The organism is Xanthomonas sp. MLO165 (assembly GCF_018831305.1).
Lineage (GTDB): Bacteria > Pseudomonadota > Gammaproteobacteria > Xanthomonadales > Xanthomonadaceae > Xanthomonas > Xanthomonas arboricola.
In genome coordinates this window covers 4,113,552-4,138,897 of record NZ_CP029263.1, presented here as the reverse complement: position 1 = coordinate 4,138,897, position 25,346 = coordinate 4,113,552, and the positions used below count along the sequence as shown (strand labels likewise).

Annotated in this window: 23 protein-coding genes; 12 read left to right on the top strand and 11 right to left on the bottom strand. The window is 66.4% G+C overall.

The genetic code is table 11. The annotated features are described in order from the left end of the window. Window positions 1-91: 91 nt before the first annotated feature. Together DGN21_RS17295 and DGN21_RS17290 are read right to left on the bottom strand one after the other, a co-directional pair. Window positions 92-991, bottom strand: coding sequence for a manganese catalase family protein (locus DGN21_RS17295; RefSeq protein WP_065032931.1), 900 nt, complete (start codon window positions 989-991; stop codon window positions 92-94). Between the two features lie 134 nt (window positions 992-1,125). Continuing rightward, the gene (locus DGN21_RS17290; RefSeq protein ID WP_016900918.1) at window positions 1,126-1,632 is read right to left on the bottom strand and encodes a ferritin-like domain-containing protein; all 507 of its coding nucleotides are present in this window, start codon (window positions 1,630-1,632) and stop codon (window positions 1,126-1,128) included. A gap of 543 nt (window positions 1,633-2,175) precedes the next feature. Between DGN21_RS17290 and DGN21_RS17285 the strand changes: the two genes are divergently transcribed. Further along, window positions 2,176-2,370 carry a hypothetical protein gene (locus DGN21_RS17285; RefSeq protein ID WP_039513305.1) on the top strand — a complete coding sequence of 65 codons (195 nt, stop codon included), beginning with the start codon at window positions 2,176-2,178 and terminating at the stop codon, window positions 2,368-2,370. A gap of 23 nt (window positions 2,371-2,393) precedes the next feature. Here DGN21_RS17285 and DGN21_RS17280 read toward each other — a convergent pair whose 3' ends face one another. Next, the gene (locus DGN21_RS17280) at window positions 2,394-3,608 is read right to left on the bottom strand and encodes an FAD-dependent oxidoreductase (protein WP_126966588.1); all 1,215 of its coding nucleotides are present in this window, start codon (window positions 3,606-3,608) and stop codon (window positions 2,394-2,396) included. A 314-nt stretch (window positions 3,609-3,922) separates the two neighbouring features. Between DGN21_RS17280 and DGN21_RS17275 the strand changes: the two genes are divergently transcribed. The 4 genes from DGN21_RS17275 to DGN21_RS17260 all read left to right on the top strand — a co-directional run bounded on the left by DGN21_RS17275 (window position 3,923) and on the right by DGN21_RS17260 (window position 8,153). Further along, window positions 3,923-5,218, top strand: a complete 1,296-nt coding sequence (locus tag DGN21_RS17275) for a histidine kinase (protein WP_184551750.1) — start codon at window positions 3,923-3,925, stop codon at window positions 5,216-5,218. Beyond that, window positions 5,215-5,991, top strand: a complete 777-nt coding sequence (locus DGN21_RS17270) for a LytTR family DNA-binding domain-containing protein (RefSeq protein ID WP_102251152.1) — start codon at window positions 5,215-5,217, stop codon at window positions 5,989-5,991. The genes DGN21_RS17275 and DGN21_RS17270 overlap by 4 nt, the downstream gene beginning before the upstream one ends. Before the next feature lie 35 nt (window positions 5,992-6,026). Then, window positions 6,027-6,398 (top strand): hypothetical protein, encoded by a 372-nt coding sequence (locus DGN21_RS17265; RefSeq protein ID WP_065032928.1) that lies wholly within the window; start codon window positions 6,027-6,029, stop codon window positions 6,396-6,398. Window positions 6,399-6,557: 159 nt separating this feature from the next. Next, complete coding sequence (locus tag DGN21_RS17260; protein WP_024940772.1) at window positions 6,558-8,153, top strand: APC family permease; 1,596 nt, start codon at window positions 6,558-6,560, stop codon at window positions 8,151-8,153. 248 nt (window positions 8,154-8,401) lie between these two features. Here the strand turns inward: DGN21_RS17260 and DGN21_RS17255 are convergent, their stop codons facing one another. Further along, window positions 8,402-9,034 carry a hypothetical protein gene (locus tag DGN21_RS17255; protein ID WP_046344537.1) on the bottom strand — a complete coding sequence of 211 codons (633 nt, stop codon included), beginning with the start codon at window positions 9,032-9,034 and terminating at the stop codon, window positions 8,402-8,404. Between the two features lie 535 nt (window positions 9,035-9,569). Between DGN21_RS17255 and DGN21_RS17250 the strand changes: the two genes are divergently transcribed. Then, window positions 9,570-10,496 carry an oxygenase MpaB family protein gene (locus DGN21_RS17250; protein WP_215825007.1) on the top strand — a complete coding sequence of 309 codons (927 nt, stop codon included), beginning with the start codon at window positions 9,570-9,572 and terminating at the stop codon, window positions 10,494-10,496. Between the two features lie 50 nt (window positions 10,497-10,546). Here DGN21_RS17250 and DGN21_RS17245 read toward each other — a convergent pair whose 3' ends face one another. The 5 genes from DGN21_RS17245 to DGN21_RS17225 all read right to left on the bottom strand — a co-directional run bounded on the left by DGN21_RS17245 (window position 10,547) and on the right by DGN21_RS17225 (window position 16,411). Then, on the bottom strand, window positions 10,547-12,616 hold the full coding sequence (locus DGN21_RS17245; RefSeq protein WP_164738937.1) for a M13 family metallopeptidase: 2,070 nt from the start codon (window positions 12,614-12,616) through the stop codon (window positions 10,547-10,549). 150 nt (window positions 12,617-12,766) lie between these two features. Continuing rightward, entirely contained in the window at window positions 12,767-13,462 is a 696-nt protein-coding gene (locus DGN21_RS17240) for a glycosyltransferase (RefSeq protein ID WP_126966592.1), read from the bottom strand. 117 nt (window positions 13,463-13,579) lie between these two features. Next, window positions 13,580-14,575: an aldo/keto reductase gene (locus DGN21_RS17235; protein ID WP_024940767.1), complete on the bottom strand. Its 996-nt coding sequence runs from the start codon at window positions 14,573-14,575 to the stop codon at window positions 13,580-13,582. A gap of 277 nt (window positions 14,576-14,852) precedes the next feature. After that, the gene (locus tag DGN21_RS17230) at window positions 14,853-15,422 is read right to left on the bottom strand and encodes a flavodoxin family protein (protein WP_039518741.1); all 570 of its coding nucleotides are present in this window, start codon (window positions 15,420-15,422) and stop codon (window positions 14,853-14,855) included. 95 nt (window positions 15,423-15,517) lie between these two features. Then, window positions 15,518-16,411 (bottom strand): LysR family transcriptional regulator, encoded by an 894-nt coding sequence (locus tag DGN21_RS17225; protein WP_160955156.1) that lies wholly within the window; start codon window positions 16,409-16,411, stop codon window positions 15,518-15,520. 105 nt (window positions 16,412-16,516) lie between these two features. On the opposite strand from DGN21_RS17225, the gene DGN21_RS17220 reads away from it, so the two are divergent. The 4 genes from DGN21_RS17220 to DGN21_RS17205 all read left to right on the top strand — a co-directional run bounded on the left by DGN21_RS17220 (window position 16,517) and on the right by DGN21_RS17205 (window position 21,046). Further along, complete coding sequence (locus DGN21_RS17220) at window positions 16,517-16,927, top strand: DoxX family protein (RefSeq protein ID WP_160955155.1); 411 nt, start codon at window positions 16,517-16,519, stop codon at window positions 16,925-16,927. A gap of 31 nt (window positions 16,928-16,958) precedes the next feature. Next, the gene (locus DGN21_RS17215; RefSeq protein ID WP_160955154.1) at window positions 16,959-17,789 is read left to right on the top strand and encodes a class III extradiol ring-cleavage dioxygenase; all 831 of its coding nucleotides are present in this window, start codon (window positions 16,959-16,961) and stop codon (window positions 17,787-17,789) included. A gap of 353 nt (window positions 17,790-18,142) precedes the next feature. Further along, a complete protein-coding gene (locus DGN21_RS17210) occupies window positions 18,143-19,387 on the top strand; it encodes a putative DNA modification/repair radical SAM protein (RefSeq protein WP_016900902.1) in 1,245 nt (414 codons plus the stop codon). Between the two features lie 219 nt (window positions 19,388-19,606). Continuing rightward, window positions 19,607-21,046: a UdgX family uracil-DNA binding protein gene (locus DGN21_RS17205; RefSeq protein WP_160955163.1), complete on the top strand. Its 1,440-nt coding sequence runs from the start codon at window positions 19,607-19,609 to the stop codon at window positions 21,044-21,046. A 472-nt stretch (window positions 21,047-21,518) separates the two neighbouring features. Here DGN21_RS17205 and DGN21_RS17200 read toward each other — a convergent pair whose 3' ends face one another. Both DGN21_RS17200 and DGN21_RS17195 read right to left on the bottom strand, forming a co-directional pair. Continuing rightward, window positions 21,519-22,076: a fasciclin domain-containing protein gene (locus DGN21_RS17200; protein ID WP_016900899.1), complete on the bottom strand. Its 558-nt coding sequence runs from the start codon at window positions 22,074-22,076 to the stop codon at window positions 21,519-21,521. A gap of 81 nt (window positions 22,077-22,157) precedes the next feature. Next, window positions 22,158-22,352, bottom strand: a complete 195-nt coding sequence (locus DGN21_RS17195) for a hypothetical protein (protein ID WP_160955153.1) — start codon at window positions 22,350-22,352, stop codon at window positions 22,158-22,160. Between the two features lie 346 nt (window positions 22,353-22,698). On the opposite strand from DGN21_RS17195, the gene DGN21_RS17190 reads away from it, so the two are divergent. Both DGN21_RS17190 and DGN21_RS17185 read left to right on the top strand, forming a co-directional pair. Beyond that, complete coding sequence (locus tag DGN21_RS17190) at window positions 22,699-23,340, top strand: hypothetical protein (RefSeq protein ID WP_237475003.1); 642 nt, start codon at window positions 22,699-22,701, stop codon at window positions 23,338-23,340. Window positions 23,341-23,618: 278 nt separating this feature from the next. Continuing rightward, a complete protein-coding gene (locus DGN21_RS17185) occupies window positions 23,619-25,256 on the top strand; it encodes a Na+/H+ antiporter (protein ID WP_016900897.1) in 1,638 nt (545 codons plus the stop codon). Window positions 25,257-25,346: the final 90 nt, after the last annotated feature.

The window sequence follows — 25,346 nt, the reverse complement described above, 5'->3', positions numbered from 1 at the left end:
CATGCAGCCCGCTGTCCACAGTAGGTTACGCATTAAAAAGCCCGGGTCGCGAACGACCCGGGCCAGTCTCGGCAACTGCTAGCGCTGAAGATCAGCGTTGGATGTCGCCGGTGGTGGAGCCGGCGCCCGGGCCTGCGCCCAGGTCTGCACCGGTCACCCGATCCAGCTCCGGATTGGACAGAAGGCGCAGCGACATCGCATCCAGTGCCTCGGTCTGGGTCGCATCCAGCGCAACCGTGGCCGAACCATCGCCACCGTCGACTGCGGACTGCAGCTCACGGTCTGCCACCACGTCCCACTGCTCGCCGGCATTCCACGGGCCGACCGTATCGCCTTCGCCCTGCGACATGTTGTAGTAGATGTCGGTAAAGCGCGGGTCGCCCGGCAGCTTGCCCGGCGGGAAGTTCGGCTCGATGGAGTACAACGCCTTCTCGAACGACTTCTGATGCGCCACTTCGCGCGTCATCAGGAAGCGCAGCGCATCCACGATGCCCGGATCATCGGTGACGGTGATCAGGCGCTCATAGACCAGTTTGGCGCGTGCTTCGGCAGCGATGTTCGAACGCATGTCCGAAGTCGGGCAACCGATCGAATCGACATAGGCCGAGGTCCACGGCACGCCACTGGAGTTGACCAGGGCCGGGCCACCGCCATACAGGATCTGCTGGGTGTGGCTGGTGCTGTTCTGGGTCATGGAGCGCATCTCCATGGCCTCTTCCATGCCCTCGGACAACACGGCCTTGGGGCCCTTGTTGAGCATGGCGATGATCGAGCCGATGATTTCCAGGTGGCTCAGTTCTTCGGTAGCGATATCGAACAACAGATCCTTGCGGCCCGGATCGTCTTCGCCCAATGCCTGGGTGAAGTACCGCATCGCTGCAGCAAGCTCGCCTTGCGGTCCGCCGAACTGCTCGAGCATCAACGTGGCCAGATCCGGATTGGGTTCGGCCACGCGAACGGTGTACATCAGACGCTTGTTATGCATAAACATGGATCGTATTTCCTGGCTGGCGCCCGGCGACGACTGCAACGCGGCATGCGCGCAGAAACCTGAGGCTGGCTACGGGTGGGGGTTGCCCGCAGGATGCGGACAAACGCAGGCGGCAGCGCCGCCCGCGCGATGCATCAGGCCGCTTTGCTGGCCTTGGATGCCTTTTGATTGCCGCCTTGCTCGGCGAGCAGGGTCAGCTTTTCATCGGTGGCCTTTTCTTCTTCCAGCGTCGACAGCAGCAGGCTGACCGCATCGGTGTAGCCCAGCTGCTTTGCAATCGCAGCGATGGTGCCGTACGAGGCGATCTCGTAATGCTCCACCTTCTGTGCGCCGCCGATCAGTGCCGCATCGCGTACCGGACCTTCTTCGATCTCGTCGATCACCTCGCGGCTTTCCTCGACCAGGCCTTCCATCGCGGCACACTTGATGCGCTTGAGCTTGATGCCGAGCAGTTCGACGATCTGGTCGATGCGTTCGATCTGGCCCTGGGTTTCTTCCAGGTGCAGCTTGAACGCTTCCACCAGCTTGGGTTCGGTGGCCGCACGTGCCAGGCGCGGCAGCGATTTGGTCAACTGCTTTTCTGCGCTGTAGATGTCCGACAGCTCGTGGACGAAAAGCTCTTCAATTGTCTTGATCGCCATGGGCGGCTCCTTTGGATGGATAGGTAGATAAACGATGCGGTGCAGCGTGTGTGCGTCTTGCCTGCGCTTGCGTGCGGACCCGCTGCATCGTCACTGCGGCATCGCAGTGCCTGGCGTGACGCCAAGCCTGCAATGCAGCGTTGTTGTCGTGCTTGCTCAAGCTGTCTCGCATGGTCGCTACGCTAATCGTCGGCGTGTTAGCGCGATCGGTAGATGCGGTGATGCCGAGGCGATAACGACCTGTGCCGTGAGCGGCGCGGTGATGATGCGCATGCAATCGATTCGCCAGCGCCGAGCCGGGCAGTTGCACTGCAATCGACCGAGGTTGATGCCGGCTCCTCGAGATGCATGCGCACAACGCGCATGACCGCGGCCGTGCATGCGGCATCGGTGCGCCTGTGCCGATGTCGATGCCATTGCGCGGATGTTGATGCGCACGCGCAGCGATTGCACCGGCACCGTGCGGCATGCACTGCCGGGAATGCACGCTGTTGCAGACCGATGCGCTACAACCGATGGCTCGTTCTTGCCCCTGGAGCTGCCATGACGCCGTTGGACAAACCGTTACGCCGCGAGCTGCAGATCGGCGAGCAGGCCTATACCCTGGTCATCGACCCGCAGGGCTTGAAGCTGGTCGAAAAAGGCCGACGCAAAGGCGTGGCCTTGCGGTGGGACGAGCTGGTCAGCGGCGATGCCGCACTGGCCCGCGCGCTGCAGGCCTCGCTCGGCGAGTCCTGAGCGCAACGCGCGGGAAAACCGATTCAGCGCGCAGGAAACAACCGTGCCAGCTCGCGGACCGCTGCTGCGGACGCGGCGTGATCCGGCGTGGCATCGGGGTTGTTGAAATCGTGGGCACCTTGCGACTGCACCAGCAAGCCATCGCGGCGTGGCACCACATTGAGATTGTGGCCGCGCCAGACCAAGCCGTAGGTCACTTCCGGTTGCGGAATCAGGCGCGCGGTCTGCCCACGTACCGGGATGACGCTGTCGTCGCCAAGCAATGCACGCGCGCCATAGCCGGTGGCATTGACCAGGATCTTCTCGCGCAGCTGGCCGAACTGGCGCGGATGCTCGAAGTTGCGCGTGTACAGCTCGCCGCCGGCCCGCAGAAAGTCGTCCATCAGCAGGCGCGCGTAGGCGCTGAGGTTGAAGGTCAGCTGGCTGTAGCGGCGCACGAACGGCACCGGAAACGGATGACTGCCGGGCGCAACCGGTTGCGAGCGTGGGCCGAGATCGTCGAGCAGGTCGCGCTCCAGTGGCGGGTAGTCCGGCTCGTGCGCTTCGGCCGACGCGCTCGGTTGATCGAACGGCACATCCGACAACGCATAGCCATCGCGCCATTCGATCGGCTCGCCCGGCAGGCCCAGCAGGGTCTGGTAGCGGCGAAACGAAATGCGCGCCATCTCTTCCCAGCGGGTCCTGAAATCGGCGCTGGCGTGCTCGCTGGTGCACACGCGCGAGTCCGGCGACCACACGCCGGTGGCGTAGAACGAGCGCACGTCCGGCAGGCGCTCGCGCGCATAGATGCGCACGCGCAGGCCCGCACGTTGCGCCACCAGCGCGGTGGTCAGCCCGATCGCGCCGCAGCCGATCACCGCCAGCTCGCGCGCATCCGCATCGGCGGCCTGCACCAGCCGCAGCGCATGCTCGGCCGCGCCCCACGACAGCGACCACCCGCTGCCGCCATGTCCATAGTTGTGCACCACCGTCTTGCGGCCGATGCGTTCGGCCTCGATCCGCGGCCCCTGCGCACGGAACGGGCGGGTGCAGCCGTTGATCGCAATGATGCGATCGACCGCCGCGCGGATCGGCGCCAGCGGCGGCGCTGCGGCGAACTGGTCGGGCGAGGCGCCCGGCGACGTGGCGGGTAGCGGCGAGGACGGCGCAGCGGCCGCCTTGCCGGTCGTGGCCCAACTCCCGGTGGAAGCGGCCGCGAGCGCGAGGCCGGCGCTGTGCAGGAAATGACGACGGTGCATGCGGCTCCTGAGCGATGTAGAGAAGGTGATTGGGATAACGGCGCCCGCGCGGTCGGCCACGCGTAGCGCGCGCGGTGCAGTACCGGTAAACGCCAGGCCCTGCGCTGCGCGCCAGCGACCGGCACCCGCAGCATCGTCGGTCGCGCACGCCGAGCATACCGCGCGCATCTGTGCCTGCCACCGTCGACCAGGCCGGTTTCGCACCGCGATCCGGGCAGTTGAAGCCGCGCCAGCGGCCATTCGTCGCCCGGGGGCGTTCGCCCGATCGCTTGCCGGCTATGCTCGCCGCGTCCCAACCCAACGAGCTCCCACCCGTGTCTGCCAGCGTCTTCCTGATCGTGCGTATCGTGTTCGCCTGGGCCGCCGCGTTGCTGGTGGCTGCGATCATGTGGGCGCAGTTGTTCGGCTCCACCGGCGCCTTCTTCGGGCTGATCTGCGTGGTGCTGCTGACGCTTGCCCTGATGAGTGCGATCACGCATGTGCGCCGGGTGCGCCTGATCGCCGGGCGGCTGGATCACGACACCTTGTCGACCCGCCAGCGCCGCCAGATCGAGGTGCCGCTGGACGTGCAGGCCAGCTTTGCCGTGGTCGAAGAGGCCGTGCGCGCGTTGCCGCGCGTGCAGGACATCGAATGCGCGCCCGGCAGCCTGCTGATCCGCGCCAAGGTGCGCCGCATCGACCCTTACGAAGGACGCCAGCCCTCGCGCTGGAACCTGTTCGCGCGTTTTGCGATCAAGCGCAATCAGGTACTGGTGACGATCACGCCGGGGCAGGGCACCAGCAGCGTCACGGTGTTGTGCGAACCCGACGCCGGTGCCTGGGTGGATCTGTTCGCGGTGGACGAAGGCAGCAATTACGAGAATGCCGAGGCGATCAATCGCGCGGTGGTGCGCCGGGTCGGCGAGCAACGTCGCGACGAGCAGGCCGCGGCCGAGCAATCGGTGATGGAAAAGGAACTGGCGGTGGCCCGCCTGAACCTGCTGCATGCCCAGGTCGAGCCGCACTTTCTCTACAACACGCTGGCCAGCGCACAGGTGCTGGCACGCACCGACCCACCGCGCGCGGAGATCATGATCGGGCACCTGATCCAGTACCTGCGCAGCTCGCTGCCCAGCGCCGACGGGGCCATCTCCACCCTGGGCGAGGAACTCGAACGCACCCAGGCCTATCTGGAAATCCTGCGCATCCGCATGGGCACGCGGCTGGCCCTGCAGGTGGAGGTGCCGTACGAGCTGCGCGCGCTGCAACTGCCCTCGATGATGCTGCAGACCCTGGTGGAGAACGCGATCAAGCACGGGCTGGAACCCAAGCCCGGCGGCGGCACGATATGGATCCTGGCGCGTCGCGTCGACGACCACGCCACGCTGACCGTGGCCGACGATGGCCAGGGCTTCGGCACCCACACCCAGGGCACCGGCATCGGCCTGAAGAACCTGCGCGAGCGGCTACAGTTGATCTACGCCGGCAAGGCGAGCTTTGCCATCGTGTCCAATTTCCCCAGCGGTGTGGCCGCCACCATCAGCCTGCCGCTGCCGGCGCCGATGACCGCCACACGCATGCCGCCGCCGTTGCCAGGCACGCACAGCTCCACCGCGCAGGTGCAGGCATGAGCGCGCTGCGTGCGGTGATCGCCGAAGACGAAGCGTTGCTGCGGCAGTCCCTGCTCGCGCTGCTGGCCGAGGTGTGCCCGCAGCTGCAGGTGGTGGGCGAATGCGAAGACGGCGCCGGCGCGCTGGAGACCATCGCCGCGCAGCAGCCGGATGTGGTTTTCCTGGATATCCGCATGCCCGGGCTCACCGGCATCGAGGTGGCGCGTGCGCTGCGCGAGGTCAGCCCGCGTACCCAGGTGGTGTTCGTCACTGCCTACGACCAGTACGCCATCGATGCGTTCGAACACGGCGCGGTGGACTACCTGCTCAAGCCGATCAGCCGCGAGCGCCTGCAGGCCACCTGGCAGCGCGTGCAGCAACGCGCTGCCGCCGGCCAGCCGGACGGCCAGCTGCTGGAGGCCTTGTTGCAGCGCCTGTCCGCGCGCCCTGCTGCCGCCAGCGCCGCGCCGCCGTTGGCCTGGCTCACCGCCAGCAGCGGCCGCGAGACGCGCCTGATCGCGCTGGACGAGGTGGCGTATTTCCAGGCCGACCAGAAATACACCACGGTGATGACCGCCGCCGGCGAGGCGATCCTGCGCACGCCGCTGCGCGAGTTGCTCGACGTGCTGGATCCGCAGGTGTTCAAGCAGATCCACCGCTCCACCATCGTCAACATGAAGGCGGTCGCCTCGGTGGTGCGCGAGGACACCGGCAAGGGCCGGCTGGCGCTGCGCGGGCGCAGCGAAACGCTCACCGTCAGCCAGCCCTTCATGAGCCTGTTCCGCGGCATGTAATTCCCCCGATCGCATCGACTGAAAGGATTGCTGATATGCGCCTGATCGCCTCCCTCGTGTATTGCCTGCTTGCCTTGGCCGGTTGCCACGACCGCAACGGCACCACCTCCATCACCCGCGCTACCAGCAATGGCCAGGACGTGATCTTCAGCAAGACCCTGGCCACCGCCACCGACCTCAATGTGCACTGCCTGGCCAGCAGCAGCGGTCGCTGCCATTACCTGGTGTACGAGGAACACTGCGCCGCGCCTGCCGCAAGCAACACGACGGGTACACCGGCCTGCGCACGCAGGACGCTGGACAGCTTTGCGCTGACACCCGGGCAGGTGCGCGAACTGCGTGGCATTCCGCGTCAGGCGCACACCTGTGTGGATACCAGCGCGCCCAGCGCCGACTGCCATGGCTGAGCGGGCGTTGCCGGCCTGGCTTGGCCGAAAGCCCTTTCGGCTATGTCGCAAGCCATGCAACCGGACGCAAGCCTGAATACGCACTGACGATCAGCGGCCGCTTCTGCGATGATTGCCGGCTTGTTGCCGGTTCACGGCGTCCTCACTGCCAGGCTTCTCATGTCCGAACAATCGCTACGCCGCGACGTTGGCCCCTTCGCCCTCATGCTCACCGGCCTGGGCTCGATCATCGGTTCCGGCTGGCTGTTCGGTGCCTGGCGCGCTGCCGGCCTGGCCGGCCCCGGTGCGATCTGGGCCTGGATTCTGGGTGCGGCGATCATCACCACCATCGCGCTGTCCTACGCGGAACTGGGCGCGATGTTCCCCGAGTCCGGCGGCATGGTGCGCTACAGCCATTACTCGCACGGCTCGCTGGTGGGCTTCATCGCCGGCTGGGCCAACTGGATCGCGATCGTGTCGGTGATCCCGGTCGAGGCCGAGGCCTCGGTGCAGTACATGGCGTCCTGGCCATGGGCCTGGGCGCAGGGCCTGTATGTGCAGGCACCCGGCGGGGCGGGGGAGTTGTCGGTGCCCGGCCTGCTGATCTCGGCGGTGCTGGTGCTGGTGTATTTCTTCCTCAATTTCTGGAGCGTCAAGCTGTTCGCGCGCTCCAATACCCTGATCACCGTGTTCAAGCTGGTGGTGCCGGCGGCGACCGGCGTGGCCCTGATCGCCAGCGGCTTCCACAGCGAGAACTTCAGCGTCGGCATCCACGGCGACGCGCACGTGATCGACCTGGCCGCGGTGCTCACCGCGGTGGCTACCGCCGGCATCGTCTTCAGCTTCAACGGCTTCCAGAGCCCGGTGAACCTGGCCGGTGAAGCGCGCAACCCGGGCCGCAGCATTCCGTTCGCGGTGCTGGGCTCGATCGCGCTGGCCACGGTGGTCTACGTGATCCTGCAGGTGGCCTATATCGGCGCGGTGCCGCCGGACCTGCTGGCCAAGGCCGGCTGGCACGGCATCGATTTCCGCTCGCCGTTCGCCGAGCTGGCTATCATCGTCAACCTGCATTGGCTGGCGATGCTGCTGTACATCGATGCGTTCGTCAGCCCCAGCGGCACCGGCATCACCTATACCGCCACCACCGCGCGCATGGTCTACGGCATGGAAAAGAACGGCACCATGCCGTCGGTGCTGGGCAAGCTGCACCCGGTCTGGGGCGTGCCGCGCATGGCGATGTTCTTCAACCTGGCGGTGTCGTTCGTGTTCCTGTTCTTCTTCCGCGGCTGGGGCACGCTGGCGGCGGTGATCTCGGTGGCGACCATCATTTCCTACCTCACCGGCCCGATCAGCGCGATGGCGCTGCGTCGTCATGCCCCGGAGCTGCATCGCCCGCTGCGCATCGCCGCGCTGCCGGTGCTGGCCGGCGTGGCCTTCGTGATGGCGACCGAGCTGCTGTACTGGGCGCGCTGGCCGCTGACCGGCGAGATCATCCTGCTGATGGTCGTGGCGCTGCCGGTGTACTGCTACTACCAGGCCAAGCAGGGCTGGCCGGATCTTGGGCGCAACCTCAAGGGCGCGGCCTGGATGATCTGCTACCTGCCGACGATCGCGCTGCTGTCCTGGGCCGGCAGCAGCGACTTCGGCGGCCATGGCTATCTCAGCTACGGCACCGATCTTGCGGTAGTGGCTGCAGTCGGCGCGGTGTTCTACATCTGGGGCGTGCGCAGCGGCTGGCGCACCCCGTCGGTGGAGAAGGCCGTCGCGCAGGCGTGAGCGCCTGATCGCTGATTGCTGCTGAAACAAGGCGTCTGTCTCCGGACGCCGCAGACAGAAACGGCCGGTGCACTGCACCGGCCGTTTTTTTGTTGGTCGTCGCGCACGCGATGGAGTGCAGCGACTGGCGCCGCCTGGCAGCGCACGCCGTGTTGCGATCGGACGTCGGGCAGATCAATCAGAACGTTTCGTCAGGCGCGCGGCATTGCCGATGCCTTGCGGCAACCACCGCATCCATCGCCACACCGCTACGCCAGCGTCCCCGCCGCCGCGCTGTGGGGAGCGGTATTGGTCACCAGCCGCGGCGCACCATCGAAGCGGTCCAGATCGCGCAACAGTTCGGTGTAGCGACGCAGCCGCCCCATCTCGCGCATGTTGACGATGTCCTCGTGGCGCAGCTCGCGCTTGGAACTGACCTCCTGCTTGTAGCGCAGCACTTCCGGGTAGCGGCGGGTCATGTCCAGCGCATCGGCCACGCATTCGACCGAATCGGCATCCGGGGTGACCCGCGCACGGCTGTTGAAGGCGCGCAGCCAGCGTTCGAAACCGGCGCTGTGGTCGAACAGATCGGCGATGTACCACATGACGAACAGGATCGACGCCCACGAAGTAAAGATGATCACCACGCGGCTGAAGGTGAGGTGGTAGTCGTTCTGCCAGAGCTGGTGGGTGATCACGCCCAGCAGCACCAGCGAGATCGCCTGCCAGCCGATGATCGAGGCGATCACCCACTGCTTCTTGGCCACCTTGAGCAGATTGAGCTCCTGGTCGAGCTGTTCGTCGGTCTTTTCGCGCCAGTGCGCGACCTGCTCGTCGAAGGAGAGCCGGTGGAGTGCGTTGTCCTGCAATAGCAGGCCCAAACCCTGGAACAAAGCGATCATGACAAGCTCCTGACGGATGGCTGGTACGAACGACTTGCTGCACCCGGCAACGCGCCGGTGCCCTGGAGCGACCGGGCAGCGGCTGGCAGTGATGCTGGCCGGTACACGGACGGCCCTAGTTCTAGCACTTTCGCCGTGCTTGGCAATGCCTGCTGCGCGCCGAAGGCCAGCCAATCCTGCGTACCGGCGCACAAATCGCGGTATTCAGGGGCTTTGCAGCGTTTGCCGCGCGATTGCAGCTGCGGTGCGCCGCGATTCTTGCTGCACTGCACACTCGCGCCTGCGTGATTGCCTCCGTGGCGGTTGCGACCGGCGCGACCCAGCCCGGCGTACAGATCGCGTGAGCGCCGCGCAAGCACGCATGCCGCGCAAGGTCCAGCGACAGGCAGGCAAGCACCCGTCGAGACGATCGGCGCGCATCGTTACAAGCAGCGCACACAGCGCCGCCTTTCACCAATCCCAAATCCCAGATCCCCAATCCCAGCCCCTCAGCACCACGACGCGGTCTTGCAACCGGCTAGGTATCCTTGCGCGCATGTCAGCCGTCCTGCGTACCCTCACTGCTCCCGCCGCCAGGCAGATCCATCGCTGGGTGCTGGGCGCGTTTCCGCGTGGCCAGAGCACCATCGACTACGACCAGCCACTCGGGGATCCCGGCATCTTCGGGCCCGACAGCGTCACCTGGCGCGTGCATTCCGAATTTCCCGGCATGTTGTCCGGCGGACTGTGCGCATTGATGCTGCAACTGCTGCATCCACGCGCGCTGGCCGGGGTCTACGACCATTCCAACTTCCGCGCCGATCTGATCGGGCGGCTGCGGCGTACCACCAATTTCGTCGCCGGCACCACCTATGCACCGCGTGCCGAGGCCGAGCAACTGATCGCCCGCGTGCGCAGCATCCATTCGCATATCCACGGCCACACTGCCGACGGCGTGCCGTACGACGCCAACGACCCACAGTTGCTGACCTGGGTGCACGTCACCGAAGCCTACGGCTTTCTGCAGGGCTGCCGACGTTATTGCCGCGACGTGCCGGCGCACATCGCCGATCGTTACTACGACGAAGCGCGCCGCGTCGCCGAAGCGCTGGGCGCCGCCGATGTGCCCGCCAGCGAAGCGCAGGTTGATGCGTATTTCGCTACCGTGCGCGGGCAGTTGCGCATGGACACGCGCTCGCGCGAGGTGCTCGACATCCTCACCAGCATCCAGTTGCCGGTGCCGGCGGCCGGTCTGTCGCGCGGGGTGTTTCTCGGTGCCGGTACCGCCCTGTTGCCGGGCTGGGCCAGCGACATGCTCGGCCGCACCACCACGCAGCGCGCACAGGCACATGCGTCGGCGCGGCTGTTGCGCAGCCTGTCGCCCCTGTTCAGCACCGCGCTACGCGACGGGCTGTCCGCACGCGCCTGCCGCCGCATGCAGCTGCCGCAGACGATGTTGCTGGAGTGGCCCGGGGCGCAGTGAGTGCGGGTGCTTGCCTGGTGTGCAGGGCGGTGGTGTGACGCGGGGGCTGGCTACCAGATCCGCACCCGTTGCTCGGGCGGCAGGTACAACTGCTCGCCCTGCTGCACATTGAACGCCGGATACCAGGCATCGAGGTTGCGCACGGTCTGCGCGCGGAAACGTCCGGGTGCGTGCACGTCGGTGAGCACGGCATTGCGTAGCGCCGCGTCGCGGTACTTGCCGCGCCAGGCCTGGGCAAAGCCCAGGAAAAAGCGCTGGTCCGGGCTGAAACCGTCGATGGTCTGCGGCTGCTTGCCCCGCAGCGACAGCTGATAGGCGTCGTAGGCAGTGGCCAGGCCGGCGACATCGGCGATGTTCTCGCCCAGCGTCAGCTTGCCATTGACGCTCAGGTCGTCGAACGGCTTGTACGCACTGAACTGCGCGGCGAGCGCGTTGCCGGCGGCCTCGAATTTTTTCAGATCCTGCGGCGTCCACCAGTTGTGCAGCTCGCCATGTTCGTCGAACTGCGCGCCCATGTTGTCGAAGCTGTGGCTGATCTCGTGGCCGATCACCGCGCCGATGGCGCCGTAGTTCACCGCATCGTCGGCGGCCGGATCGAAGAACGGCGGCTGCAGGATCGCGGCCGGAAACAGCAGGCGGTTTTCCAGCGGCACGTTCAGCGCGTTGACCTCCTGCGGCAGCATGTACCACTCGCGGTGATCCACGGCCTTGCCCAGCTTGGCCAGATTGCGCCGGTACTCGAACAGCTCGGCGCGCTGCACATTGCCCAGCGCGTCGTCGCGGCGCACATCCAGCGCGCTGTAGTCGCGCCAGGTGTCCGGATAGCCCACCGCCACCGTCAGCCCGGAAATCTTGGCCTTGGCATGCTGCTTGGTCTGCGGGCTCATCCACTCCAGCGCATCGATGCGTTTGCCGAAGGCGGTGACGATGTTCCTGACCATCTCCTCGGCACGCGTCTTGGTCTGGGCGCTGACGTACTTCTGCACATAGCGCTCGCCCACCGCTTCGCCCAGGGCCGCGTTGGTGGCGTCGATACCGCGCTTCCAGCGCTGCCGTTGTTGCGGCGTGCCTTCCAGCGTGGTGCCGTAGAACGCAAAGCGCTCATCGGCAAAGGCCTTGGACAGATACGGCGAGGCGCGGTCCAGGGCGCGAAAGCTCAGGTAATCCTTCCAGGTCTGCAGCGACTCGGAGCGCACCAGCGCCGACAACCCGGTCACCGCGCCGGGCTGCCAGACGATGAAGTCCTGCTGCGCCTTCAGGCCGGCCGCTTCGAAGAACGGCGCCCAGTCCAGGCCGGGCGCGTTACGCGCAAAATCGGCCTGTTTCCAGGGGTTGGCGCCGGCCTGCACGTTGTTGGTCTGTTCGGCGGTGGCGTGCACGCGCGCCATCGCGGTTTCCAGGGCCAGGATCCGCTCGGCCCTGGCCGCCGCGTCGTCGATGCCGGCCAGTTCCAGCAGCTTGACGATGTGCGCGCGGTAGGCGTCGCGCATCTGCGTCATGCGCCCGTCGTCCAGATAGAAGCTGCGGTCCGGCATGCCCAGGCCGCCCTGCACCAGATACGGCACGTAGCGGCCCGGGTGATGCAGATCCTGCGAGATCCACAGACCGAACAGCCGGTCGGTGTGGAAGTTGGTGGAGTTGAGCAGATCCACATCGGCGCGCAGCTGGCCGCCCAGGGTGCGCGCCAGCGCCTGCTTGTCATCCAGCTGCGCAATCGCGTCCAGTTCCGGCTGCACCGGGCGCACGCCCTTGGCCTCGATCCCGGCTTCGTCCATGTAGGCCGCGTAGTAATCGCCAATCTGCTTGTCTTCGCCGGTGACACGGTCGTTGGCGGCGGCGCCCTCGATGATGTCGCGGCTGTGCTGCTCGGTCTCGATCGCGATGCTGACGAAGCTGTTGAAGCTGGAGCGGTCGTCCGGGATCTGGGTGGTCCTGCCCCAGTTGCCGCTGGCGTAGCTGAAGAAGTCGTCGCCTGGTGCCACGCTGCGGTCCATGCCTGCCGCATCGAAACCGAAATCGCCCAGCTTGGGCGTGGTGGGCGCGGGCTTGGCGTGCGCCGTCGTTGCCGGTGAAGTGCCATCCCGGTGGCACGCGGCGGTGCTCAGCAGGGCAGCCGACAGCGCAGCGATCAGGACAGGGCGGTGCAGAAGAGCCATGCGAGTGCAACTCGGAAACGAAAAACAGACATACCAGTGTAAATTGCCGCCGTCGCCACGTCCCGACGCGATGGCAGCGCGCAGCCGGCATGGCAGCCTGCGGACACGCGCGGTTCAGCGCCGGCGCTGGTACCAGAAACCCAGCGCATCGCGGGTCTGCAGCATGCCGCGCCCGCGCCATAGAAAGCGCAGCAGCAGGCTCAGGTGCTCGCGCTTGGAAAAGCTGCGCAGCTTGCGGTCGGAGGTGTGCACGGTCTGGCGCAGGATCACGAACCGCCCGCAGCGTGCCAGCGCGCGGCTCAATGCCACGTCTTCGCCGGCGTAGTAACGCGTATCGAAGCCGCCGGCGCTGACGAATGCCGCGCGCGTGCAGAACAGGAAGCAGCCCGGGGCAATGCCGCTGAGACGGAACAGCCAGCCGAACGTCGCCTGCGCCATGCGTTCGAACCATGCGCGCCTGCCCTGCAGATGTACCTGCGCGCCACCGCCGACCGCGCCGGCATCCAGCGCCGCCAGCGCCGCGCCGACCACCTGCGGATTGATCAGCGTATCGGCGTCCAGAAACAGCAGGCGATCGCCCTGCGCCTGCTGCACGCCGGCATTGCGGGTGGCGGCGATATGGCGCAGTTGCACCTCCAGCACCTGCGCACCGGCCGCGCGCGCGATGGCGGCGGTGTCGTCCTCGCAGGCATCGGCCACCACGATGACCTCGTAGTCCAGCTGCATGGCCTGCGCACAGGCGTGCAGGCATTGCAGCGTCTGGCCGATCAGTGCGGCCTCGTCATGGGCGGGGATTACGAAAGACAGCATGGCAGGGCGTGTCACTCGGACGGTGGTGATGCCAAGTGTGCGAGCCATACCGGTGCGATGGCGTGAGCGCATGCAATCGCCGCACAGCTGCGACTGCGTGCACTCACGTGAGCACGCTTAGCGGCTGAGCGCGCCCATCATCGCTTCCGGATACCGCGTACCGGATGCGGCCTGCAGCGGGAAGATCGCATCGATGCGTGCGAGTTCGTCCGGCATCAGCGCCACATCGAGCGCGCCGAGGTTTTCTTCCAGGTAGGCCAGACGCTTGGTGCCCGGGATCGGCACCAGGTCCTGGCCCTGCGCCAGCACCCAGGCCAGCGCCAGCTGACCCGGCGTGATGCCCTTGTCGGCGGCGATCGCCTTGACCTGTTCCACCAGTTGCAGGTTGCGGGTGAAGTTCTCGCCCTGGAAACGCGGCGAATGGCGACGGTAATCGTCGGCCTCGAAGTCGTCCGGCGAGGCGAATGCGCCGGTCAGGAACCCGCGGCCCAGCGGCGAATACGGAACGAAGCCGATCCCGAGCTCGCGCACGGTGGCAAAGACGCCGTTGTCCTCGGGCTCGCGCGACCACAGCGAGTATTCGGTCTGCACCGCGGTGATGGGATGCACCGCATGCGCACGGCGGATGGTGGCTGCAGCGGCCTCCGACAGCCCCAGGAAGCGCACCTTGCCCTGTTCCACCAGACGCGACATTGCACCGACGGTGTCTTCGATCGGCACGTTGGGGTCCACGCGGTGCTGGTAGTACAAGTCGATGTGCTCCACGCCCAGGCGGCGCAGGCTGGCTTCGCAGGCCGCCTGCACATAGTCCGGGCTGCCGTCGATGCCGCGCACCGACGGGTCGTTGGGGTCGAGCTTGATGCCGAACTTCGTGGCCAGAAACACCTCGTGCCGGCGCGCGGCAATGGCCTTGCCGACCAGGATTTCATTGGTGTGCGGGCCGTACATGTCTGCGGTGTCGAGCAGGCTGACGCCGTGGTCGAGGGCGCGATGGATCACTGCGATCGAGCCGGCCTCGTCGCTGCGATCGCCGTAGAACGCGCTCATGCCCATACAGCCGAGGCCGAGCGCAGAGACGGTGGGGCCGGAACGGCCAAGCGTGCGGGTTTGCATGGTGGAGGGAACTCCGTGCGGCGAACAAGTCAGGGGAGGATGCGGCGGCGCGCGTTAGCACGGTGTTGCCCGTGCGATGAAGGCGCTGTGGGCGGCTGGCGGGCTGCAGTGGCGTCCGCTGGGCGCACGGGCAAACGGCGCACAGCCAAGCAGTCGGCAGCACAGCGCAAAAAATCCGGGCGCTCGACGCGACTCCACGCAAAACCCGCGCATGCCGGCAGGCCAGGGCCCACCGCCATGCACGGGTGTTCTTACGTAGGCGCTACCACTGGCCGCTTCAGCCCTTGAGCTTGCCGGCGAATTCGGCCACGCGCTTGCCGAGCAGCTTGGCGGTTTCCAGATCGCCGCTGCGCGGCGCTTCTTCCGGCGAGGCATCGGAGGGCGAGATCGCCAGCGCGCCTGCCGAGCCGGCGGTCCAGTTGATGTCCTGCGGACCGTGCGCCTTGGTGTTGGACGGCAGCAGGCCGGTACCCACCCAGACCTGGCCGTGCTGCTGCGACAGCGTCCAGAAATACTGGATGGTGGCGTACTTGTCGCCGTTCACCGAGGCCGAGTTGGTGAAGCCGGCGGCGATCTTGTCCTTCCAGGCCTGCGCAAACCACGGCTTGGAGCTGGCGTCGGCAAACTTCTTGAACTGCCACGCCGGCCCGCCCATGTAGGTGGGGCTGCCGTAGATGATGGCGTCGGCTGCACCGATCGCCTCCCAGGCGTCGTCGGGGAGGTTGCCGTCCTGATCGATGCGGTACAGCGTGGCCTCGCCGACGCTGGCGGCGCCGGCATGCACGGCTTCGGCCAGTTTGACGGTGTGGCCGTAGCCGCTGAAGTAGATGATGGCGATCTTGCTCATGCGCAATCCTGTTGATCCGGGTGGGGGCCCGATTGTGACCACACATGCCGTGTCAGGTTAATGACCATCGACGGGACGTACTGTTGCCGGGCTCATCAGCGCCCGGGATCGCCCATGTTGTCGACCAGGTAGTCGATGAAGCTGCGCACCTTCGGAGCCAGGTGGCTGCGGCTGGTATAGACGGCAAAGATGCCGATCTCCCCCAGTGCGTACTGCGGAAGGATGCGCACCAGCCGGCCGGCGGCCAGATGCTCGTCGGCCAGGAAGTCCGGCTGCATCGCGATGCCCAGGCCGGCCACCGCCGCCGCGCTCAGCACATGCCCGTTGTTGGCGCGCAGGCTGCCGTGGATGCGCACATCGCTATCGCCATCGGGTCCATGGAAGCGCACTTCGTCGCCGTTGGGCGAGTAGTGGTACAGCAGGCAGTCGTGACCGGCCAGGTCGGACGGATGCATCGGGGTGCCGGCACGGGCCAGGTAGGCCGGCGCCGCGCAGGGCACCAAGCGGACCGTGCCCAGGCGCCGGGCGATCAGCGTCGGCGCCGGCTGCCGGGTGATGCGGATGGCGACATCGAAGCCTTCTTCGACCATGTCCACCAGCCGGTCCGACAGCGACAGGTCCAGTTCCACCTGCGGGTAGCGCGCGCAAAAGCCCGGCAGCAGCGCGGCCAGGCGCTCGATGCCATAGCTCACCGGCGCATTGACGCGCAGCACCCCGGCCGGCTCGAGCGCCTGCGCGCCGACCGTGGCCTCCAGATCGTCCAGGTCGGCCAGCAGTTGCAGACAGCGCTGGTAATACGCGGTGCCGGCGCTGGTCAGGCTGACCCGCCGGGTGGTGCGGTTGAGCAGGCGGGTGCCCAGCCGTTGCTCGAGCGCGGCGACCTGCCGGGTCACGCTGGCGGTGGAGCGGTCCAGCGCATCGGCGGCCGCACTGAAGCCGCTGCGTTCGGCCACTGCCGCGAACACGCGCATCGCATCGAGGGTATCCATGGGTGTCCGATTGTTGCTTTGATCGCAATAAATTATCCGAACTAAAACTATTTATCAGAAATTTGTAAGCAATAGGCTGTGCAGGTCCTCACCGGAGTCCGTCCCATGTCCACCTCGCTTGCTTCCCCGCGTACCGCTGCCTATGGCGCCGGCTTGTTGCGCATCAGCCTGGGCGCGCTGTTCCTGGCCCACGGCCTGACCAAGTTGCTGGTGTTCACCCCGGCCGGCACCGTGGCCTATTTCCACTCGCTGGGCCTGCCGGGCGCGCTGGCCTATCTCACCATTGCGCTGGAACTGGGTCTGGGCCTGTCCCTGCTGCTGGGCATCTATGCGCGCTGGGTCGGGTTGCTGGGCGTGCCGCTGCTGCTGGGCACCATCGTCAGCGTGCACGGCGGCAACGGCTTCGGTTTCTCCAATCCGGGCGGCGGCTGGGAATACCCGGCGCTGTGGGCGGTGTTGCTGATCGTGCAAGCCCTGCTCGGCGAAGGCGCGTGGGCGCTGAAGCCGGAGCGTTGAGGCTGCCTGTCGTTCTTCCGAGGAGTACGCCATGACCCGTTTGCCTTCCCTGTACATCTCGCACGGATCGCCGATGACTGCGCTGCAGCCAGGGCAGGTCGGCGAGCGCCTGGCCGAGCTCGCACAGACCTTGCCGCGGCCGCGCGCGATCGTCGTTGCATCCGCGCACTGGCTGGGCCGTCGCCCGCTGGTCAGCGGCGCGGCGCGGCCGCCCACCATCCATGACTTCGGCGGCTTTCCGGCGCCGCTGTACGAGCTGGAATATCCCGCGCCCGGCGAGCCGGCGCTGGCGCAGCAGATCCTGCGCCGGCTGGAACAGGCTGGCCTGCATCCGCACCTGGATCCACAGCGCGGCTTCGATCATGGCGTGTGGGTGCCGCTGCGCCTGCTGTATCCGGCCGCCGACATCCCGGTGGTGTCGGTGTCGATCCAGCCCGAGCTGGGCCCGGCGCACCAGTTTGCGGTTGGCCGCGCGCTGGCGCCGCTGCGCGAGGACGGGGTGCTGGTGATCGGCTCGGGCAGCATCACCCATAACCTGCACGACTTCCGCCATGGCTACAGTGCCGAGCGCGAGGCGCCGTATGTGCGGCCCTTCATCGAGTGGACCGAGCGCAAACTGGTGGAGGACGACATCGCCGCGTTGCTGGGCTATCGCCGGCAGGCACCGCATGCGGCACGGGCGCATCCCACCGACGAGCACCTGTTGCCGCTGTACGTGGCGATGGGCGCCGCCGGCGCCGACCGGCTCGGCGCACAGCGCATCGATGCCGGCATCGACGCGGGGTTTCTGGCGATGGATATCTACCGGTTCGACGGCGATCCCGGTAATGATCGCGCGCTTGCGGGCCCGGCCGCCGCCTGAGCCCTGGCGGGCGCAGCACGCCTGCACCGTCGCTGTCATCGACGGTGCAGGCGGCATGCCGGCCCCGCAATCCCGAGGCACTACCCAGCCGCCTGCAAGCCATGGCATGTGGCCAGTTGCTGCCGCTGCAAACCGCTGTGGGGCGGTGGCTACACCAGGCAAGATCCATGGCGATACGGCTTGGTACCTACGGCACACTGGCCGTAGCGACCAGGCATGCTGCCCGCAAGAGCCGGCGGCGCAGCGACAAGGCATGCTGCCGACGAGAGCCGGCAGCGCAGCGCTCTGAAGCATTCACGATGAAGTGCGGTGCAGTCTCATAGGCTGAGACGCCTTCACGACATGCTGCTTGCGTGAAAATCCTCGACAAACTCGCAGTGCTGGCCGATGCGGCCAAATACGACGCGTCCTGCGCCTCCAGTGGCGCGAACAAGCGCAATTCGCTCGGCACCGGCGGGATCGGCAGCACCGAGGGCATGGGCATCTGCCACTCGTACACGCCCGACGGCCGCTGCGTGTCGCTGTTGAAGATCCTGCTCACCAATTTCTGCGTGTTCGATTGCGCGTATTGCGTCAACCGCGTGTCCAGCAACGTGCGCCGTGCGCGCTTCACGCCGGAAGAAGTGGTCACGCTGACGCTGGACTTCTACAAACGCAATTACATCGAAGGCCTGTTCCTGTCCAGCGGCATCATCCGCAACTCCGATTACACGATGGAGCAGCTGGTGGAAGTGGCGCGGCAGCTGCGCGAGGTGCATCACTTCGCCGGCTACATCCACCTCAAGACCATCCCCGATGCGACGCCGGAATTGCTGGCCGCCGCCGGCCGCTACGCCGACCGCCTGAGCATCAATGTGGAGCTGCCGACCGAGCAGGGGTTGACGCTGCTGGCGCCGGAAAAAAGCGTCGGCGGCATCCGCTCGGCAATGGGCGAACTGCGTTGGCGCATCGAAGAAAACCAGCTGGAGCGCAAGGCCGAAAAGCTGCGCCGCGCCAAGCCGCCGCGCTTTGCACCGGCCGGGCAGAGCACGCAGATGATCGTCGGCGCCGACGATGCCAACGATCGCAGCATCCTGGACACCAGCCACAATCTCTACGGCAATTACCGGATGCGCCGGGTGTATTACTCGGCTTTCAGCCCAATCCCGGATGCCTCGTCCAAATTACCGCTGCAGGCACCGCCGTTGCAGCGCGAGCACCGGCTGTATCAGGCCGACTGGTTGCTGCGCTTCTACGAGTTCAGCGTGGAGGAGATCGCACCGGCGCAGTCCAGCGGCATGCTCGATCTGGACGTGGATCCGAAGCTGGCCTGGGCGCTGCGCAATCCGGAGCGGTTTCCGGTGGATCTGAACGCGGCGCCGCGCGAGATGCTGCTGCGGGTGCCGGGCCTGGGCACGCGCAATGTGGAGCGCCTGTTGTTGTCGCGCCGGCATGCGCGCTTGCGGGTGGGCGACCTGGCGCGGTTGCGGGTGCCGATGAAGAAGCTGCTGCCGTTTGTGAGCGTGCTGGACCATCATCCGCGCCAGCGCCTGGACGACCCGGTGCGCTTGCGCGCGCAACTGGCACCGGCACCCCGGCAGGCGAGTCTGTTCGATTGAACCCGCAGCTGGCCGCCGGCATCCGGCGCACCGCCGCGTCCGCTGGCGTCTGCCGTGTTGCCGGGCAAGCTGCCCGAAAGGCGGAGAAGGATGGCATCAAGTGCAAAGACCGCCGAAAGCGCAAAGGCCACCGAACGCCAGTGCTGACACAGGAACGCGACGCTTTGCGAATCCCCAATTCCCAATCCCCAATCCCACCTCTCCATGCTGACCACCGCGATGTTCAACGCTGACGTCGAGCCGGGCTGGAGCCTTGAAGCATGGCGTGCGCTGGCGCGGGCGGGGTGGTGCGCGCAGGTGGAGCCCGACTCCATCGCGTGGAATGGCGGAGCGCAGGGTGGCTTGTTGATGGGGCAGGGGCTGCTGGATTTGCCGGCCGTGGCTGCGGCGCCGCGGGTCTCGGCGGAGTTCCTGCAGATGGCCGGAGCGGTGTTGTGTCACCGCGATCCGCAGCGCTATGCGGTGCTGTACCGGCTGTTGTGGCGGGTGGCCTGCGGCGAGCGCGCGCTGCTGGAGCGGGCCACCGATGTCGATGTGCATCGGGTGACGCAGTGGCAAAAAGCGGTGCAGCGCGATACGCACAAGATGAAGGCGTTCGTGCGCTTTCGGCGTTTGCCGGTGGAAGAGGAAGACTTCGTGGCGTGGTTCGAGCCCGAACATTGGATCGTGGATCGGGTGGCGCCGTTTTTCGCGCGCCGCTTCGCCGGCATGCGCTGGGCGATCCTCACCCCGTATCGCAGCGTGCGCTGGGACGGCGAGGCGTTGACGTTCGGCGAAGGCGCCGTGCGCACCCAGGTGCCGGCCGACGATGCGCAGGAGACGCTCTGGCGTACCTATTACGCGCATATCTTCAATCCGGCGCGTCTCAATCCGACCATGATGCGGCAGGAAATGCCGCAGAAATACTGGAAGAACCTGCCCGAGGCGAGCCTGTTGCCGGAGCTGATCCGCGAGGCCGGGGTGCGCGTGCGCGAGATGGCCGAGCGTGCGCCCGAGCCGGTGCGGCGGCGAGTACCGGCGGCGCCGGCGCCGGTCCCGGAAGTGGCCACGCAAAGCCTGGCGCAGTTGCGCGTGGCCGCGCGCGATTGCCGGCGCTGTGCGTTGTGGCAACCGGCAACGCAGACGGTGTTCGGCGAAGGGCCGAGCAATGCGTCGGTGATGGTGATCGGCGAGCAGCCCGGCGACGAAGAGGATCTGAGCGGGCGTCCGTTCGTCGGGCCGGCCGGGCGTTTGTTCAACATGGCGCTGGGCGAAATCGGCATCGACCGCGCCACGGTCTACGTGACCAATGCGGTCAAGCATTTCCGCTTCGAGCAACGCGGCAAGCGGCGGCTGCATCGCAACCCGGAACGGTCGCATGTGCAGGCCTGCAGCGGCTGGTTGCATGCCGAACGCGCGCAGCTGCGTCCGGCGCAGATCGTCTGCCTGGGCGCGACCGCGGCACAGGCGGTGTTGGGAAGCAGCTTTCGCTTGATGCAGCAGCGCGGCCAGTGGCAGCGGCTGGACGACGGCACGCCGGTGCTGACCACCGTGCATCCCTCCTGGGTATTGCGGCAGGGCTCGGAGGCCGCGCGCGAGGAAGGCTACCGCGGGTTTGTCGAGGACTTGCGCCAGTTGCTGGATGCACCGGTTGCTGCAGAGCACATGGCGAAGACATAAAAAATGCGCGTGCAAATGCACGCGCACGGTGTCGGAGAACGAGACACCAAGTGGAACCACTGGCGAGCCAGTGGCTCCCTCACCGCCGCTTTGCGGTGTGGTGGCGCTGCCTGGAGCTTGTTTCCAGGCATGCGCGGATACAACGATTCAGCAGTGTCTACACCTAAGTCATGTGCAGCTGATGCACTGGCGTTGCCGTGCAACGCCAGTGCAACCAATCACTTGAGGCAGCTGCCGACACGACTGCTGCATGTTGGTCAGGCAGGCGCGGTGTTCGACATCGGCATGTACCACCCGTACCTGCCGGTGTCGAGCGCAGCGTCCACGCCTACCCGAGTGCTTGCGGCAATGCAGCTGCTCAGAACGTTGCTGGCGTGCGCAGTTCGTCGTCGACCCATCGACGGAACCTGGCTGCGTTCCGCCGATGCAGGTCACGCGCCTGCGACTGCCTGCGTCAGGCAGCGAGCTGCCGTTACGGCATCAACACCTTGTCGACCACGTGGATCACGCCATTGCTCTGCATGACATCGGCAATGGTGACGTTGGCGGTGTTGCCCTTGGCATCGGTGATGGTGACCTTCTTGCCGTTGAGCTTTGCGGTCAACGCCTCGCCCTGCACGGTGGTCAGCGAGGCGCTACCGCCGCCGGCCTTGATCTTGGCGATCAGCGATGCGGCGTCGACCTTGCCCGGTACCACGTGATAGGTCAGCACCTTGGTCAGCGTGGGCTTGGATTCGGGCTTGAGCAACGTTTCCACCGTGCCGGCCGGCAGGGCGGCGAATGCGGCGTTGGTTGGGGCAAACACGGTGAACGGGCCCGGCCCCTTCAGCGTGTCGACCAGGCCGGCGGCCTTGACCGCGGCGACCAGGGTGGTGTGGTCCTTGGAGTTGACGGCGTTGTCGACGATGTCCTTGGTCACCAGCATCGGCGCACCGCCCACGGTCGGGTTCGATGCGGCGTAAGCGGGGGCCATGGCGCTGGTCAGGGCAATGGCGGTGGCAATGGCAAGCGACTGGAATGAGGTCTTCATGAGGCATCGATCCTTTGGGTAAGCGACTGCCTGGATGGCAATCGTAGTGCTGGATACGCGGGTAGATGCAGCGCGGATGCATCACGCGGTTTTTACACGGGCGTACCTGGCACCGCGTTGCTCGAGATCGTCATAACGCAGACGTCGACACAGCCTGTTGCGCTCGCTGGGCTCGGGCGGCAGCAGCAACCCAGGCATGTGCCGGTGGTCGAAACCGAAGCGATGCAGGTCGAGGTGCCATTGCAGACAGGACGCGATCGACTTGCCGCCGTCCATGCGATGCGCAGCCAGTGCAGGCAAGGTTCAATGCGTTGCTGACGACAGTTACCAGCAAGCGCGAAGAAGTTAGGCAAGATTATCTTTAGTCCTGCAACCTGATTATCGAGTGCGTGAATATCAGGTGGTTTTTGCTACATAAGTTCGTGGGTGAAGCCGGACTAAATAACCACGGCTGCAGCATGATGTCGTCGGTGATCTGCTGCTTGTGTCATGTAACCTCGCGCCACCGGCTGCACTTATCTCAGCTAGCGTGGAGTGCAGATAATGACGCTGAACCTTGCAGGCTGGCTCCGCATTTGCGGCCAACGCAATTCACCGAATCACGCAGAAAGGTTGTAGCTAGATGACGCAGAAAAAAACCCAATGCACGCGGCTGGCACTGGCAGCATGTCTGGCTGCAAGCGTGATGGTGTGCGGCACCGTGCAGGCCTGGGCCGCAGCACCGGCTTCGACGCCAACGCCGGCAAAGTCCGTTGCTCCGTCCGGTGAAGCCTACGGGCCAGGGCAGCAATGGATTGTTCCGGGCGAGTGGCAGTTCACTATCGATGCCGTTCGCCCGGCCAAGGTGAACATCCATGACGATGGCGGTGGGTCCTGGCGGCCCACGCAGGTGCTGCTGGTGAGTTACAGCTACAGGAACATCGGGTTCGATGACAGCGCCAACGACAAGGATGGCGGGCCCTCGACGCTGGCGTTTTCGAAAGCCCATATCGATGTGGTCGATGCCAACGATGCGGACAATGGCGGCGCAGGCAATTACCCGGTGCACCTCAAACTCGTGGAAGACGCCAACGGCCAGAAGATCGGCCAGCAGATGGTCGGCGCGCAGTGGCCGTATGCCTTCCGGAAAAAGCCCAAGGCAGTCAAGGTGGTGGTGAGTCACTACGACTCCAGGCTGCAACTGCAGCAAGCGACCTTCATCGTCCCGGTCAAGACCACGCGGCAATCGTCCCCGCATGCGAACAGGCGCGTTCGCCACAGCTGATTGCAGTCTGTCGGTGAGCTGCCTGGCAGGGCACTCCCGCAACAGGGCGCGCGCGTCCATTCGCTGGCGTATCCAGCGGCGCCGGGGCCGATGCGAATCGCAACGGTGTGGCATCGACGCGCCCCGATGGCAGATCTGCCGCAACGGACGGCAAGCCGGGCGAGGTGGCGCAAAGGTTTCATCGCCGGATGCAAACCGGTATGTTTCCGTAGGCGCGTGATGGTGCGTTGCACTATGCGATGCCGCACGCGCGCACCGTTTCTTCTTCCGGGTTTTCCATGCATTCGATCGATGTCGTCCTCGCCATGTTGCTGGCGGTCGCGGCCAGCGGTTATCTGATCCGCATCCTGCCGTTCTCGTTGCCCCTGCCGTTGGTCCAGATTGCGCTTGGCGCGGTGGTTTCGGGTGTGTTCGATGCCGGGCACGAGCTGGAACCTGAGCTGTTCTTCCTATTGTTCCTGCCTCCGCTGCTGTTCCTGGATGGCTGGCGCATTCCCAAACAAGGCCTGTTCCGCGACAAGGCGGCCATCCTCGAGCTGGCGTTGGGTCTGGTGGTGTTCACCGTGATCGGTGCGGGCCTGCTGATCCATTGGCTAATCCCGGCGATGCCGCTGGCAGTGGCCTTCGCGCTGGCGGCGATCATCTCGCCGACCGATCCGGTGGCGGTGTCCTCGATCGCCTCCAAGGTGTCGATCCCGAAGCGCCTGATGCACATCCTGGAAGGCGAGTCCCTGCTCAACGATGCCTCCGGGCTGGTGTGCTTCCAGTTCGCGGTGGCCGCGGTACTGACCGGCAGCTTCTCGCTCGCCACCGCTTCGCTGACCTTCCTGTGGGTGGCATTGGCCGGCTTGGCGCTGGGCGTGGCCACCACGTTTGGCCTGAGCCGCATCCAGGCCTGGATCTGGCGCCACTTCGGCGAGGAGCCGGGTTCGGCGATCCTGGTCAATCTGCTGACCCCGTTCGCGGCCTATTTGCTGGCCGAAGCCTTCCATGCCTCCGGCATCCTGGCCGCAGTAGCCGCCGGCGTCACCATGAGTTACGTGGAGATGGCCGGCAACGCGCCGGGCAATATGCGGCTGCAGCGCTCGGCGGTGTGGGACACGGTGCAGTTCACCTTCAACGGCATCATCTTCGTGCTGCTGGGCGAACAGTTGCCGGGCATCCTGGACGGGGCGGTGCGCAGCGTGCAGGAGGCCGGGCACCTCAATCCGTGGTGGCTGGCGGTGTACGTGGCCACCATCAGCGCCAGCCTGATGGCGTTGCGCTTCGTGTGGGTGTTCCTGTCGCTGCGCTGGAACATCTTCAAGGCGCAGTGGCGCGGCGAGCAGCATGTCAGCCCGCCGTGGCGCATCGTGGTGGCGGTCTCGCTGGCCGGCGTGCGCGGTGCGATCACCCTGGCCGGCGTGCTCACGCTGCCGTTGATGCTGGAAGACGGCTCGCCGTTTCCGGCCCGCCAGTTGGCGATCTTCCTGGCCGCCTCGGTGATCCTGGTGTCGCTGCTGGTGGCCAGCGTGGCCTTGCCGCGGCTGCTGCGCGGGCTGGAATTGCCCGAGGAGGAAGACGAGCAGCTCAAGGAAGACCTGGCGGTGAAGGCGGCCTCGCAGGCGGCGCTGGAAGCGGTGGAAAAACTGCGTCAGCGGCTGGTGGACGGCAGCAAGCATGCCGAGCGCTACAACGCCGCCGCCAACCAGGTCAGCCAGCGCTATCAACGCAAGCTCGGCGCGGTGGACATGGCCGAGACCGATCCGGAAGAGGCCGGCGCCTACGAACAGGCGCTGCGCCAGTTCCGCCATGCCGCGCTGGTGGCCGAGCGCAACGAGCTGTTCAAGCTGGCCAGGCGCCGCGAGATTTCCGACGACCTGTCGCGCCGGCTGGTGCGCAATCTGGACCTGATCGAGTCGCGCAAGCGCGCGTGAGCGCGAGGGAATCGGGAGTGGGGAATCGCAGGAGCCACAGCGGTTGCCGTGTTCGGGTAGGAGCGCACCTGGGCGCGATGGGGCGTTGGC